The sequence below is a fragment of the Shewanella sp. W3-18-1 genome, assembly GCF_000015185.1.
Lineage (GTDB): Bacteria > Pseudomonadota > Gammaproteobacteria > Enterobacterales > Shewanellaceae > Shewanella > Shewanella putrefaciens.
Genome location: NC_008750.1, coordinates 242,243 through 256,557 on the forward strand (window position 1 = coordinate 242,243; position 14,315 = coordinate 256,557).

General features: G+C 45.1%; 13 protein-coding genes and 1 pseudogene. 4 read left to right on the forward strand and 10 right to left on the reverse strand.

Going from position 1 to position 14,315, the window contains the following annotated elements; all coding sequences use genetic code 11:
• The first annotated feature begins 121 nt into the window (after positions 1–121).
• The 3 genes from SPUTW3181_RS01160 to SPUTW3181_RS01170 are packed head-to-tail and all read left to right on the forward strand — an operon-like array spanning position 122 to position 2,022.
• Positions 122–610, forward strand: a complete 489-nt coding sequence (locus tag SPUTW3181_RS01160; RefSeq protein ID WP_049824083.1) for a Spy/CpxP family protein refolding chaperone — start codon at positions 122–124, stop codon at positions 608–610.
• Positions 611–660: 50 nt separating this feature from the next.
• Positions 661–1,542 carry a cation diffusion facilitator family transporter gene (locus SPUTW3181_RS01165; RefSeq protein WP_011787618.1) on the forward strand — a complete coding sequence of 294 codons (882 nt, stop codon included), beginning with the start codon at positions 661–663 and terminating at the stop codon, positions 1,540–1,542.
• A 21-nt stretch (positions 1,543–1,563) separates the two neighbouring features.
• Entirely contained in the window at positions 1,564–2,022 is a 459-nt protein-coding gene (locus SPUTW3181_RS01170; RefSeq protein WP_014609615.1) for a hypothetical protein, read from the forward strand.
• Between the two features lie 86 nt (positions 2,023–2,108).
• Here SPUTW3181_RS01170 and glnG read toward each other — a convergent pair whose 3' ends face one another.
• The 9 genes and pseudogenes from glnG to SPUTW3181_RS01215 form a co-directional block, all read right to left on the reverse strand.
• Positions 2,109–3,521, reverse strand: a complete 1,413-nt coding sequence (gene glnG / locus SPUTW3181_RS01175; protein ID WP_011787620.1) for a nitrogen regulation protein NR(I) — start codon at positions 3,519–3,521, stop codon at positions 2,109–2,111.
• Between the two features lie 37 nt (positions 3,522–3,558).
• Positions 3,559–4,605 carry a nitrogen regulation protein NR(II) gene (glnL, locus tag SPUTW3181_RS01180; protein ID WP_011787621.1) on the reverse strand — a complete coding sequence of 349 codons (1,047 nt, stop codon included), beginning with the start codon at positions 4,603–4,605 and terminating at the stop codon, positions 3,559–3,561.
• 121 nt (positions 4,606–4,726) lie between these two features.
• Positions 4,727–5,263 (reverse strand): DUF4124 domain-containing protein, encoded by a 537-nt coding sequence (locus SPUTW3181_RS01185; protein ID WP_041408290.1) that lies wholly within the window; start codon positions 5,261–5,263, stop codon positions 4,727–4,729.
• Positions 5,264–5,451: 188 nt separating this feature from the next.
• Positions 5,452–5,763: a glutathione binding-like protein gene (locus SPUTW3181_RS01190; RefSeq protein WP_227498133.1), complete on the reverse strand. Its 312-nt coding sequence runs from the start codon at positions 5,761–5,763 to the stop codon at positions 5,452–5,454.
• 262 nt (positions 5,764–6,025) lie between these two features.
• Positions 6,026–6,340 (reverse strand): annotated as a pseudogene (locus tag SPUTW3181_RS01195) (glutathione S-transferase N-terminal domain-containing protein); the annotation flags it as partial.
• A 133-nt stretch (positions 6,341–6,473) separates the two neighbouring features.
• Entirely contained in the window at positions 6,474–7,166 is a 693-nt protein-coding gene (locus SPUTW3181_RS01200; RefSeq protein WP_011787625.1) for a type 1 glutamine amidotransferase domain-containing protein, read from the reverse strand.
• Positions 7,167–7,237: 71 nt separating this feature from the next.
• Positions 7,238–8,395 (reverse strand): iron-containing alcohol dehydrogenase, encoded by a 1,158-nt coding sequence (locus SPUTW3181_RS01205; RefSeq protein WP_011787626.1) that lies wholly within the window; start codon positions 8,393–8,395, stop codon positions 7,238–7,240.
• Between the two features lie 142 nt (positions 8,396–8,537).
• Entirely contained in the window at positions 8,538–9,134 is a 597-nt protein-coding gene (locus SPUTW3181_RS01210) for a TetR/AcrR family transcriptional regulator (protein WP_014609619.1), read from the reverse strand.
• 293 nt (positions 9,135–9,427) lie between these two features.
• Complete coding sequence (locus tag SPUTW3181_RS01215) at positions 9,428–9,739, reverse strand: pyrimidine/purine nucleoside phosphorylase (RefSeq protein WP_011787628.1); 312 nt, start codon at positions 9,737–9,739, stop codon at positions 9,428–9,430.
• Between the two features lie 358 nt (positions 9,740–10,097).
• Between SPUTW3181_RS01215 and SPUTW3181_RS01220 the strand changes: the two genes are divergently transcribed.
• The gene (locus SPUTW3181_RS01220; protein ID WP_011787629.1) at positions 10,098–12,053 is read left to right on the forward strand and encodes a methyl-accepting chemotaxis protein; all 1,956 of its coding nucleotides are present in this window, start codon (positions 10,098–10,100) and stop codon (positions 12,051–12,053) included.
• Positions 12,054–12,185: 132 nt separating this feature from the next.
• Here the strand turns inward: SPUTW3181_RS01220 and ovoA are convergent, their stop codons facing one another.
• Entirely contained in the window at positions 12,186–14,288 is a 2,103-nt protein-coding gene (ovoA, locus tag SPUTW3181_RS01225; protein ID WP_011787630.1) for a 5-histidylcysteine sulfoxide synthase, read from the reverse strand.
• Positions 14,289–14,315: the final 27 nt, after the last annotated feature.

Below are 14,315 nucleotides of genomic sequence, written 5' to 3' on the forward strand. Positions count from 1 at the left end.
GATTTACTCAGACAACGCCCTCGCTTACGTATAGCGCTATAGACTGTGATGGTCGAAAGTGATTCGGCTTGAAAAAGGGTCGTCACTGTGTCTTATCTATCTAAACATTGAGGTTAACATGATGAAAACATTATCTCCTTTGAAAGCAGGTTTATTTGCTATTTTAGCGAGTTCAACCGTATTCGCGACGACGGTCAGTGCAGAGCCAACCCAAGGCTGTGATCATTCAAGGGGTGAGTTCCATAAAAAAGGCAACAGAATGGAACATGGCGGTATGCATAAAATGTTTGAAGGACTTGATTTAACAGATGCTCAAAAGGCGGATATTAAAAAACTTTTTGCAGAGCAAAAATCGTCTCGTTCAGATGAACGTCCAACGAAAGAAGAGTTGTTAGCACATCGTAATGAGATGCAAGCAGTTATCACCGCAGCCACCTTCGATGAAACTCAAGCTAAAGCATTACTCAATGCTCGGCAAGATAAACGCCAAGCGCAAGCAATTGAACGTATGAAGATTCAGAATCAAATTTATAATCTACTGACGCCAGAGCAACAAGCGAAGTTTAAAGCACGATTTGAAGCACAAGCTGGTAAAGAACCTCGCGGTTAAGTGTCTAAGCTGATATACAATAGGGTCATCGCTTCCCGATATAGACCTTTATGACTCAAACTTCCCAATACGATTTTTGGGTCAAATTGGCTAGCCGCGCCTCTGTGGCTACCGCTTTGACCCTTATTATTATCAAACTCTTAGCTTGGTTATATTCAGGCTCTGCCAGTATGTTGGCTTCCTTGACGGATTCCTTTGCAGATGCACTTGCTTCTATTGTTAATTTTATTGCTATTCGTTACGCAATCGTTCCTGCCGATCAGGATCACAGATATGGTCATGGAAAAGCAGAGCCCTTAGCGTCCCTTGCGCAGTCAGCCTTTATTATGGGTTCAGCCTTTTTGTTGCTGTTTTATGGCGGAGAACGCCTTATTACTCCTGCACCAGTGGAGTATGCCACCCTAGGGGTTGTGGTTTCTGTAGTTGCTATAGCGTTGACATTGGCGCTGGTCATGTTGCAAAAACGGGCGCTTGCCGCAACTAATAGCACAGTGGTGGAAGCAGATTCATTACACTACAAGTCCGACTTATTCCTCAATGCCGCTGTGTTATTAGCATTAGTGTTATCCCAATATGGCTGGTGGTGGGCCGATGGTTTATTTGCCGTCCTGATTGCATTTTATATTGGTCATCAAGCCTTTGGATTAGGTTATCGTTCAATTCAAGCACTGTTAGATCGAGAATTAGACGAAGAAACACGTCAGCAAATCAAGCAGATTGCGAAGGAAGATCCTCGGGTGCAAGGGCTACATGATTTACGAACTCGTCAAGCAGGCAAAACTGTTTTTATTCAATTTCATTTAGAACTCGATGGCAATTTAAGTTTAAATGAAGCCCACAGTATCGCCGATACTACAGGCTTGCGAGTCAAGGCTGCATTTGAGGATGCTGAGGTCATTATTCACCAAGATCCGGTGAAACTTGAAGAGTGAAATATAAAATAGGAGCAAATGATGGCATGGATGCAAAAGCAAAGTCACAGATTAGATTATTCTACAAAACTTATCTGCCGTTACCATTGGCTATCTACTCGTTTTGAATTGATAGCCGAGTCGCTACTTAATGATGTTAGCGCTCCTGAAGATGCGACTCTTACTACTTTAGCGGAAAACCTGCCTATGATTCCCATACCGATTCAAGTAGATAGAGCAGCTTCTCCAGCGATAAAAAGGGCCTGGAGTCAGTTAGTCTTACGTAAACACCTTTATTACTTACCGCAGAAAATCGATATTAATATTGCCAATCAAAGTTATCGAGTGCACATCTGGCCATTATTTCTTTGGCGTACACGTATTACTTGTGTGGCGACTGGCAGAGTTGTCGTATCCGAATGTTTGGATGTGAGAAGGCGTCGTTCCCTCATCCGTTGGCTATATGCAAGTTTTATAGGATTGTTGCGGGTGCTAAGTTAAAATCGCTAATTGTTTCAACTGACCCGTCCTAAATATTCATCGCTTTTCACTGATAAATATGAAGAGTGCTATAAATCAACACTCCATTAATCCATCGACAGTTCTTTTAATTTACGCGTTAGGGTATTTCGCCCCCAGCCTAAACGTTTCGCCGCCTCTTGTTTATGACCTTGGGTATGACGCAGCGCTGTTTCGAGTAATATGCGTTCGAAGGCCGGTTGTACTTCGGTTAATAAATCGCTATTTCCTTCAGAGAGTTTTTGATCTATCCACTCGGTTAGCGCCGATTGCCAGTCTTGGCCAACTTTAGTCGCGTGAGTGATGCTCACGGGATCCTTAAGTAACTCAGGCGGTAAATCCTGTGGCAAAATTTCCTGTCCTGAAGCCATTACTGTTAACCAACGACAGGTATTTTCAAGTTGTCGTACGTTACCTGGCCAAGGGAGTTGTGAAAGTTTAGCTGCAGTTTCCTTGGTGAGGATTTTTGGTTCAACACCGATTTCCTTGGCGGCAGAAGCAAGAAAATGAGTCGCAAGTTGTGGAATATCCTCGCGCCGTTGTGATAGTGGAGGTAAGTGTACGCGGATCACATTGAGTCGATGAAATAAGTCTTCCCTAAAGCCACCTTTTTGTACCAATAACTCAAGATCTTGGTGTGTTGCAGCAATAATACGCACATCGACTTGCACTGCGTTATGACCACCGACGCGGTAGAATTGGCCATCGGCGAGCACTCTGAGTAACCGTGTTTGCACGTCTAACGGCATGTCGCCGATTTCATCTAAAAAGAGGGTGCCGCCGTTAGCTTGTTCGAACCGACCTTGGCGGACATTGGCGGCACCAGTGAAGGCACCTTTTTCGTGGCCGAATAGCTCAGATTCGATCAAATCCTTAGGGATCGCAGCCATGTTCAGCGCGATAAACGGCTTATCTTTACGCGGGCTGTGCTTGTGTAATGCGCCAGCAACCAACTCTTTACCCGTACCCGATTGACCATTGATCAGTACACTTATAGACGAGCGAGATAACCTGCCAATAGCGCGAAACACTTCTTGCATTGCAGGTGCTTCACCAATGATTTCAGGGGTTTTTACCTGTGTTTCTTGCACTGGCGCAGGACTTTGCTCAGTGGCATGGGTAAGGGCGCGTTCGACGAGGGAAATGGCTTCGTCAATGTCGAAGGGTTTAGGTAAATACTCAAAAGCCCCTGCTTGATAGGCGCTTACAGCGCTGTCTAAATCAGAGTGTGCGGTCATAATGATCACGGGAATATGCGGGTAATGGATTTGCAACCGTTCGAGTAGGCTGAGCCCATCGGTGCCCGGCATACGAATATCCGACACTATTACGCGAGGCTGGGATATTTCTAAGGCTTGCCACAGGGATTCTGCCGCCGCAAAACTGGCGGTGCTGAGTTTGGCCCCTTGAAGTGCTTTTTCTAGCACCCAACGTATCGAGCTATCATCGTCGAGGATCCACACTTGTTCACTAATTCGCATCTTGCTTCCTCATGCGGTATGGGTAGGTACTGTGAAATTATTTGGCATTTAAAATGGGTAACGAAATGGTAAATTCGGTATGTCCTGCACTGGAGAGACAATCGATTCTGCCCGAGTGTAAACGAGCAATATTATGGGCAATCGAGAGGCCTAAACCTGAACCTTGCTCGCGACTTGTCACCATGGGATAAAATAATGTGTCCATTAGCTCAGGCGGTATACCGGGGCCGTTGTCGATAATCGATAGGGTTAACACTAGCTTGTGACGCTGTGAACCTATGGTGACTTGATGCTGGGTGCGAGTGCGGATCAAAATTTCGCCACCTGTATGTTCAAGTGCTTGCACTGCGTTTTGCAAAATGTTGAGCACAGCTTGCTGCATTTGATCGGGATCCATCTCAATATCGGGAATGGATGGATCGTAATCCCGTTTGAGTTGGATGTTAGCGGGCAACGCCATTTCGACTAACTTATAAACCTTTTGCACGACTTTATGGATGTTGTGCAGGCTGTGCTGTGTCGGCCTTTGGGGGCCGAGTAAGCGGTCAACTAAGTTACGTAGACGATCTGCTTGTTCAATAATAAGCGTGGTAAATTCCTTTTGTGCCGGATCGTCAAGTTCCCGCGATAACAGCTGCGCCGCCCCACGAAGGCCGCCTAAGGGGTTTTTGATCTCGTGGGCTAAGTTACGTACCAAAAACTGCGCCGCTTGTTGCTGTGCATCTTGACTCAGTTGCTGGTGGATACGTCTTTGCTGGTCGACTTGGCGTAGTTCGAGCAGACTTAACTCTGCCTCATCTTCGAGTGGGACTAGGGTAAGATCGACAGTGTGATGTTGACCATCTAAGGTGACTAAGGTTGCGGTATTAACCGTTAATCCTTGGCTAGCTTTGACTGCGCTACTTAATAATTGTGTATCAATACCGAGAATTTGATAGTGTGCTGGCAAAGCTTGTTCTATAAGCCTATGGCTACCAACGCCAAGTAGTTGTTCTGCTGCAGCATTGGCATAGCAAGGCTTGAGATCCTTATCTATAACCAGTACAGCGGTAACTAAATGATTGAGCAGAGTCTCTTTATCCATTGACCGTTCCTATAAATAGGGTTGCATCAACATGATGCACCGATTTGGTGCAAGCTGCAACTCGACTTCATCAAACAGTTCAATTTTTCCTGAGTAACCTAATCCGTTGTTATTATATGTTTTAATTGGATTTTGGTTGTTTCTTTGGATGCGGAGCCATTGCTGCTTGATGAAGAAATATCTTTCTTGGTGAGCTTGATGCAAAGACTTTGCCGTTTTGAGTCATGGCGTCCACAATAATGGTGTGTTCGCCCCTATCAATGTTGGTCAACTTAAATCTACCGCCAACTTGAGGGGGCGCAATGATTTGGCCATTGAGTTTTAACTGCATTAGGAATTGGCTTTTTATTTCTGGACTGACAGTCGCAACCACTTCAAAATCCCCATTATTATCTCTAACTGTGGCTTCTTCTTCCGGAGAGATGATGTTGATTTGATACTGAATGTCTTCAATCACTTGATTGTTATTATCTGATCCTATTTTTACAGGAGGTAAGGCAATTTGGTTGAGTGTTTTTTCATTTAGTTCAACGACTTCTGCATTGGCTCTGGGCTCATCTGAGTAGTGGATTTTGCCATCTTTATCGACCCATTTGTAAACCGTCGCTTGTGCTAACATGCTAAATAGCAGTAAGCCGATGAGTGTGAGTGAACGCATCATGCTAAAGTCCTTGTCGCCTTGAGATAGAGTTAATCAAGATTAGTCCCTTTTCCATCAAATATCATGGTTTTGTTGTACGGCATCGTTACATGGAAGGTGTAAAGTGAGACTGGAAAGGTGCTGAAACTTGACTAGGTTGAATGAGGTGAAGTTCGGGCACCATGCACCCGAACTCGAGTTATAGATTACAGGCTTGCGTCGAGTTGTTTCTCGATCTCATTTGCTTTGACCCAAGCGGCATGTTGAGATAATTGAATAGCATACCGTTGAATATGTTCAAATTTCACGAGATCGCCACTGTTAGCCAGTAGCTCTACCACAAAGGACATCATAATATCCGCACCCGTGAGCTTGTCTGCAACAAGGTAGGTTTTATCGGCCAACATATCATTGAAGTAATGACTTATCTTACTGACTTCTATCGCCGCATAACCTTCAAGGAAATTGGTTTTACAACCGTCCTTTTGCACGAACATACGCAGTAACAAAGGTAGCATGGCTGAGCTTTCGGCAAAGTGTAGCCATTGCAGATAACTATACCCAAACAACCTGAAGATGCAGGATTCAGCGGGAGTTTAACGCACTTTAGGCAAGGCGGTTATTTGCAGACCTAGCGGGCTAAGTTAAAAATAACCAACGCAGTATAAAGTGCGTTAAAACCCGCCGGGACGGAGCGCCTAGGGCACTCCACTTCCGTGTTGCATCAATTCAAAAGGTGGCCGACATTCTTTCATTGATGCGCCTTGAATTGAAGCACCCTAGGCGCTCTGAAACTCGTATCTTCAGGTAGCTTGGGTATACATAGTCTGCGCTGTCTCTGGCGGGGGCTAAGGTATCCGCCGCATATTTTTCAATAAGATATTCGGTAATCGCACCCGACTCGGCGATCACTTGACCGTCCATTTCGATAACGGGTGATTTGCCTAGCGGATGAATTTGCTTAAGTTCGGGTGGCGCGAGAAAAGTCTGGCTATCACGTTGATAACGCTTAATTTCATAAGGTTGACCGAGTTCCTCTAGCAACCAGATGATACGTTTAGAGCGTGATTTATTGAGATGGTGCAAGGTGATCATGGGCTTTCCTTTGAACAGTGAGAGTACATTTTGGCTATTGCACCATTATGGTGCGATAGCCCTTTTTAACGCATTTAGTACACTTGTGCGCCTGCCTTTGTTCATTTTAAGCTGAGCGTCGCGTATTTATCGCTTAGCCTCTCGCATTCAATTGCGCAACTATGGTTTCGGCTACGGCTTCGGATGATCCCGGATTTTGGCCTGTGATCAAATGGCCATCTGCGACGACAAAGCTTGTCCAATCATCACCTTTGACATAATTGCCACCCTTTTTCTGCAGCATGTCTTCAACCAAAAATGGCACGACATGAGTGAGTTGTACGGCTTCTTCTTCAGAGTTGCTGAAACCGGTAACACGCTTGCCGCTGACCAATGGCTTGCCATCACTGGTTTTAGGGTGCAGCAATGCAGCAGGCGCATGACATACGAGCCCTAGGGGTTTATTGGCTTGATAAAACTGTTCAATCAAGGCGATAGAATGTTTATCTTCGGCAAGATCCCACAGTGGGCCGTGACCGCCAGGATAGAAAACCGCATCATAATCGGCTGCATTGATTGCACTTAAGCGAGTGGTATTTGCTAGCAGTGCTTGCGCCTCAGGATCTTTGCTAAAGCGCGCAGTGGCTTCGGTCTGAAAGTCTGGCTCATCACTTTTAGGATCGAGTGGTGGTTGACCGCCCTGTGGCGAGGCTAAGGTAATGTCAAAACCTTTATCTTTAAAAACATAAAAAGGTGAGGCGAATTCTTCTAGCCAAAAGCCGGTTTTTAAACCCGTATCACCGAGTTTATCGTGCGACGTGAGTACCATTAATATATTCATTTTCATACCGTTACCTTAGTTTCTCACATCAATATGTGTGAGCTTTGGGTTTAGTGCAATCAGGATACCATTTGACGTTATAGGGCTAAGGTCAAAATGTCACGGCTCATGGCTGGGTCAATATTGCCATGTTCGCCTAGTGCCACCATGCCGTGCAGTTCAAGCTGTTTCACTACAGTATCAACGAGGCTGGCATCAAGATCATAGGCAGATAGATGCGTCGGTATGCCCATGGCTTCGAAGAAAGCCTTGGTTTTTGCGATAGCGGCGTCGATACGCTCGTCATCTGTACCTGTGTTGATGTGCCACACACGGTCTGCGTACTGGAGTAGCTTTTCGCGTTTAGCCTCTTTTGTACATTGCAACAGGGCAGGCAGTACGATTGCCAATGTGCGCGCATGGTCGATATCGTAAAGTGCAGTCAGTTCATGGCCAATCATATGGGTTGCCCAGTCGTGAGGAACACCGACACCAATCGTGCCGTTGAGTGCCATAGTGGCAACCCACATTAAGTTCGCGCGAATGTCGTAATCTTCGGGTTGAACTAGCACTTGTGGACCAAGCTCAATCAAGGTTTGTAAAAGACCTTCGGCAAATCTGTCCTGCACGGCGGCATTAACTGGGTAAGTGAGGTATTGCTCTGTGATATGTACAAAAGCATCGACCACACCGTTAGCCACTTGGCGTTCTGGCAGAGTGAAGGTTTTCGTTGGATCGAGTATTGAGAATTGTGGATAAACCAAATCATTACGGAATGGCAGTTTAGCCTGTAGTGATTTACGGGTCACTACGCTGGCATTGTTCATCTCTGAACCAGTCGCAGGTAAGGTTAACACTGAGCCAAAAGGCATGGCTTGAGTCACTTTTGCGCCCCAGCTCGTGAGAATATCCCAAGGTTCACCTTCGAATACCGCTGCAGCGGCAACAAATTTAGTGCCATCGATAACCGAACCACCGCCAACCGCGAGGAGGAAGTCGATATTCTGCTCACGCACTTGGGCGACGGCTTTCATTAAGGTTTCATAGGTTGGGTTTGGCTCAATGCCATCGAACTCGACAACGAAACGATTACCCAATGATTGTTTAACTTCGTCTAACGTGCCTGTTTTTCTAGCACTACTGCCACCAAAGAGGATCATCACTTTAGCATCGCTCGGTACTAAGGAATCAATTTCGGCGATAGTGTCTTTACCAAAACGGATGCGGGTCGGGTTGTAGTAGTTAAAATTTAGCATGGATGATGTATTCCTGTTATTTCGTTAATAAGTTGCCCCTTATATTAGTAGACCAGTCGTCTAATTTGGGGGCGTAAAAATAAATTCTTTAAAAATCTAGGCCAATCGATATCAGCCAATATTAGTTTTGAGTCGGTTTAAATTAAGGAACCGTTTTGGGTGTTAAAATGGCTTCAGTCGTTACGAGTGCACGTTCGAGCGCGGCAGGACTGTGGCCTAATTTGTTCATTAAGCTGGCGCCTAACCACATGTGATATAACATTTCAGCGGTCGATTGTGGATCTTGCTCGGCGATTGATTTATCGGTTATGCCCACTTGAACACAAGTGGTTAACCTGTCGATGATGCCTGCGGAACCTTGAAGTAAAGCCAGGCGCATGGCTTCGGATAAATCGGCCACTTCGGCGCTGAGTTTGACGACTAAACACTTTTGATCGACGCATCCATCTGTCTGTACATGCAACCATTGTTGCCAGTACTGCATCAAACGTTCATAGCCTGTTAGTGTTGAGTTATTAAACAATGTATCTAAATCTAACTGATATTTTTCGAAATAATCAGTGATGAGTGCTTCACCAAATTGTTCTTTGGATTTGAAGTAATGATAAAACGAGCCTTTAGGCACTTCGGCTTCTTGCAATAGCAAAGAGAGGCCGACGCAGGAGAAGCCTTTTCGTACAATCAGCTTATAGCCGATGTCCAGAATGTGCTGGCGAGTGGATTGAGTTTCAGTTTTCATGGCGCCTAGCATAAATCAAATTAGACCGGTCGTCTAGTGTTGGTTTTATCGGTGACGTTAACGCGCTCGATTAGCCAGCTTTACGTTGGGAGTGTTACGTTGACCTAGTTTTGCATAATAAAACAGTTACTTAATAAAGCAACCAGATTGATAGATATCAGATAAATAAGGCATACAGATGGTGAAATTGTGGAAAGGATAAATCGTCGGGTGGAGCAGCATACTCACAGTGCAGAGAAAATTTTCACTGTGAGCGTTCGATTAACCATTAGTATTGAAATTAATTAAGATGATTAGAGGTAACTACAGCAATATTCAGCAATGGCAGTATTGCGGATTTTGAAGCTAACATTCGCGGCAAGCTCAAATTGCGTTCCTTCACTAAACTCTTGCCATACAGTGCTCTCCGGTAACAACACCTCAAAGCGGCCACTGGTGACTTCCATGACTTCGCCTTGGGAAGTCGAGAACTCATATTCCCCGGGTAATACAACACCTAAGGTTTGCTTGCTTCCATCTGCTAAAAATACACTACGGCTAGCTACTTTGCCGTCAAAGTAGATATTGGCTTTTTTCGATACTGACACTTGCTCGAGTAAACTCATTATTAATCCTCTATAAATTGGCTTTAGATGAATTTATATGCATTTTTGATAAATTTCAATGCGTTGTTTGCCGCGTGGATGTACGCATTCAATATACGCTGATGCTAATGTCCGGTTTATCGCCAATTTCCCACTTTATTATTTTAGTTGAAGTGGTCGACGACAGTTGATTGTCATTTAAAGTTATTAATCATTATTTTTATTTAAAAATAATAACTTGGTGGCATTTTAGTCAGCTTTTGATGAAAATAGTCGGCGCTACTTTGTTTCGCTGAGATTCTTCTCCTATAGTGTTATGGCAGGTTTGATTCTGTAAAGAGCGAAGGAATAGAATTCGAAGCATGACAAGGAGTCCTCCATGGGTTTTACTCGTAAAATTCAGCTTATCAGTTTATTAATTGTCCTATTACCCCTCATTTTTGCTACAGCAATAGTAACTTATATTGCTCGGGATGAATTGTTTGCCGAGGCTCAGTCTCGTTTAGTGGCTGTGCGTGAGATCAAGCAGCGGCAAATTGTGAGTATGTTTCAGGACTTTTCCGATAATCTTCAGGCCGTCAGCGCCGTAATCGCCAGCCAAAAAAACCTCGATACTCTTACCGACATAGATCAAACCTTGCAGTCCTTAAATAAATCTCTCGGTTTTTATGATCTGTTTATTATTCGTGATGATGGCACCGTTTTATATACAGTTGAGAAAGAGTCTGATTTCGGTACCAATTTGCGTACAGGGCCCTTCCATGATTCTGGATTAGCACAATTATTTAATAAGGCATTGGGATCGGCGGGTACTGTATTGTTGCAAGATTTTTCCGCATACGCGCCTTCAAATGGTCAACCAGCGGCATTTATTGGCCAGTCGATTCAGTTCAATCAGCAAAGGTTAGTCGTGGCGGCTCAGGTATCTATCGACCGCATTAATCGAGTTATGCAAATTCGTGAAGGTATGGGGCAAAGCGGTGAAACTTATCTCATAGGTCCAAATAATCGTATGCGCTCCGATTCTTTTCTCGACCCAGTTAATCGCACTGTTACGGCTTCTTTTGCGGGAACGGTAGCTCAGAATGGTGTCGATACACAAGCGGTCAAAGAGGCGCTGGCAGGTAAAACAGGGGTGATGCAAGTGAGTGATTACAATAATAATCCTGTATTATCTGCTTATTCTCCCGTCGTTGAGCTTGGTTTACGTTGGGGGTTGATGGCTGAAATTGATGTGAGTGAAATTGCAGCTCCCGCCTACCGCATGCTGTTTATTGGTTTATCTGTATGTGTGGCCGCCTTAGTGTTGGCGTTCGCTGCCGCGAAGTTAGTCACAGGATTTGTATTAAAGCCGCTCGGCGGTGAGCCTGAGGACATGTGCAACTTGACCAGTATGATCGCCTCTGGTGATTTAACTCATCATTTACCGCATATTCAAACGGATAATCACCTGATGAGTTGGTTGGCGCGGATGCAAACTAAGCTTAAAGAAATCATCAGTCAGCTGGTGGGTGTTGGGCATGAACTTGAATCCGCCGCCGAACAAAACTCTGCAGCTATGAGTCAAGCCGATTGCAGTATTCAGATGCAGGCTAAAGAAACCGATATGTTGGCCACTGCAGTTGAAGAAATGAGTTATGCCGCAGCCGAAATCAGCACCAATACGATGAGGTCCTCCGATGAAGTGTCTGCCTGTACCCATTCGAGTGAAATTCTTTCACAAAACTTAGCCAGTACTCGTAAAAGCTTAAAAGTAACCTTGAACAGTTTTGCGACTATTCATCAACAGGTGGGCAGTCTTGAGGCGGATAGTCAGAAAATCGGTTCAGTATTGGCGGTGATAAATGCGATTGCAGAACAAACTAATCTCTTGTCTCTTAATGCGGCGATTGAAGCTGCGAGAGCTGGCGAGCATGGTCGTGGATTTGCGGTGGTGGCCGATGAGGTGCGTCAGTTAGCGGTGAAGGTTCAGTTAGCAACTCAGGATATTGGGCAAGTGTTAAAAGGTATTCAGCAACAGTCAGGTGTGCTGGCGTTGCATAGCGTAACGTGTTCCACTGAAGCCTCTAAAACTGCAGAAGATGCCGATGGAATGCAAGCGGCTGTGGATGATATTGCTTTGCGCTTAGAAACCTTAAAGGCATTAATGATTCAAACCGCAACCGCTGCGGAAGAACAAACAACGGTTTCAGCGACGATTGCGCAGGGAATTGCTGGCTTAAGCGTGGCGGCGGAGGAAAATAGTGCGGCTATCAGCCAAGTGGCAGCGAGTACGCGGAGTCTGTTGGGGTTAGCAAATCAGCTTGGTTTAACAACGGCACAGTTTAAGGTGTAGGTATTTTTCGCTGCATTTACAGTGTTCTCACCTTAGTTGGTGCTGTAAATGTGACTGAGCTCGATGTTGTATATCCGCCAGAAATGGAGCTCTGGCGGATATTTTTTACCTTTTAAGTTATCTAATAAAGAATTATGAACGCTTACGCCAAATTGTCATTTCCGAAATGGAGTGTTGGAATTTACGTTTAGTCTCGCGGATCACGAAGGGGATTTCCTTCACTGCGACCAGCTCAAATTGTCCAATTAAGGTTTCGGTCAAGCCATCTAAGGTGGTGAAGTTCTCCCCTTTGATCTTAACGCCACCTAACCATTTATCCTTGGGCGTATAATCTTCAAGCCAAGTGTATGGCGAGGCAATGACAAGGTATCCACCGTGATTAATCCGCTGGGCAATACTGGTTAAAAAGTGCTTAGGATCGTTCAACCTGTCGATAAGGTTTGAGGCATAAACCAAGTCATAACCTGTGTAGATGGGCTTTAAATTACAGGCATCACCTTGCATAAAGTTGACCTTTTTAGCCTCAAGCTCATATCCCAGTTTCGCGAGACTCGCACTCTTAAATTCCTGTAAGTCGCCTTCGGTACGTATGGTGTAACGTTTTTCACCTTGTTCTGTCAGCGCATAGGCCTGTTGAATAAAGCGCGCCGAGAAGTCGATACCATCAACATGATCAAACACTTTTGCCAGTTCGAAACTCGCGCGACCAACGGAGCAGCCGATATCGAGGGCTTTGGTGGTATGGTTAAGCTGAATTTCACTGAGCGCTTGCTGCACACCATTGACGCAGAAGTTAGCCACCCCGAAATATTCGGCGCCATAGTGGAATTCAAGGTATTGGGAAATCAGTTCATCCGTTTCGTACACATTGACCTCGGCCATTTGAGCTGGATTTTGGGTGGATTCCACATAGCGAAAGCCCGCGTGTTGATAGAAATGTCGACGAAACGCATAGCGTGATGAAGCAATTGCCTCATTACCCGTCGAGATCCATGAGCCGCCTTTGATGAGATTATGTTTACCATCGAAGGTTGGAGTGGAGAAATCATCGTAAAGTGGGTGTACGGCGAAGCCGTCAAAACCGTCGATTGCGCTTTCTGTCCATTGCCAAACATTACCGACAATATCGAAAAAGCCATTATGTTCGAAGCGATTCACTGGGCAAGAAGAGGCGTAATAAGCCAAAGCAATATTGCCCGGCACTTCATGCCAATCGGGCGCATCGGCGGGCACATTCTCGCGTAAGATGTACCACTCAGCTTCAGTTAATAGACGTATATTGCTTTGCTTTTGTTCGGCTTTCCAATTACAGAAGGCTTTAGCTTCGAGCTGATTCACTTCAACAGGCCAGTTTAATGGCAGCGGAATTTCTTCCGCTAAATTACGTTGCCACCATTTATCTTGTCTTAAGCGCCAAAAACGCGGCATTTGTGCTTGGGTATAGGCAAGCCAAGCTTGGCCTTCTTCATTCCAAAATTGGGGTGAGCGATAGCCGCCAGCTTCGACGAATGCGAGATACTCTTGATTCGAGACTAAGAATTTAGCAGCCTTAAAGTCGTTAACGTTAAATATTTTATGGCCGTATTCATTGTCCCAGCCGTAGGTTTGGTCTTGCTCGGTTTTACCTAAGGTCACTTTTTGCCCTTTTACAGCCAATAAACTGTTGGTCTCGGCAGGGGCGGTGTCTTGGCACGCAGGCCAGAGGTGGTTGGGCGCGACATATTCCAGCGGCAGTTGGCGGATGATCACCGATGAGGTTTCTAAATGAATACGTTCATGCTCAATGCCCATCAAAATGATCCAGGCTGGGCTATTTTGAGTGATAGGTAACGTCAGGGGCATTTCATCAATAACGCGATTGACGACGGCGTTAACTTGCTGGCGATAGCTTCGCACTTCTGCCACATCTGGCCACGGATAATGTTGTTCGTTCAAATCATCCCAAGACATCTCATCTACACCAATGGCGAACATGGATTCGAAGTTGTCGTTTACACGCTCATCGAGAAATTTGCCGAGTTTGAGCTTGTTGATATAGAAAGTGGCTGTATGGCCAAAATAAAAGATTAACGGGTGGCGCAGCGGCTCAGCTTTGAGGTAATAGGCGCTATCATCTTGGATCAAGTCAAACAGTGACTCATATAAAGCCCATGTCTGATTAAAATATTGCTTAAGCTCTTGACGTTTTAATCTTTCATTCTCACCCGTAAGTTTGAGTGTTTGCAAAACAGGCATGTTCGATTTCTCCATAGGGCAAGCGGG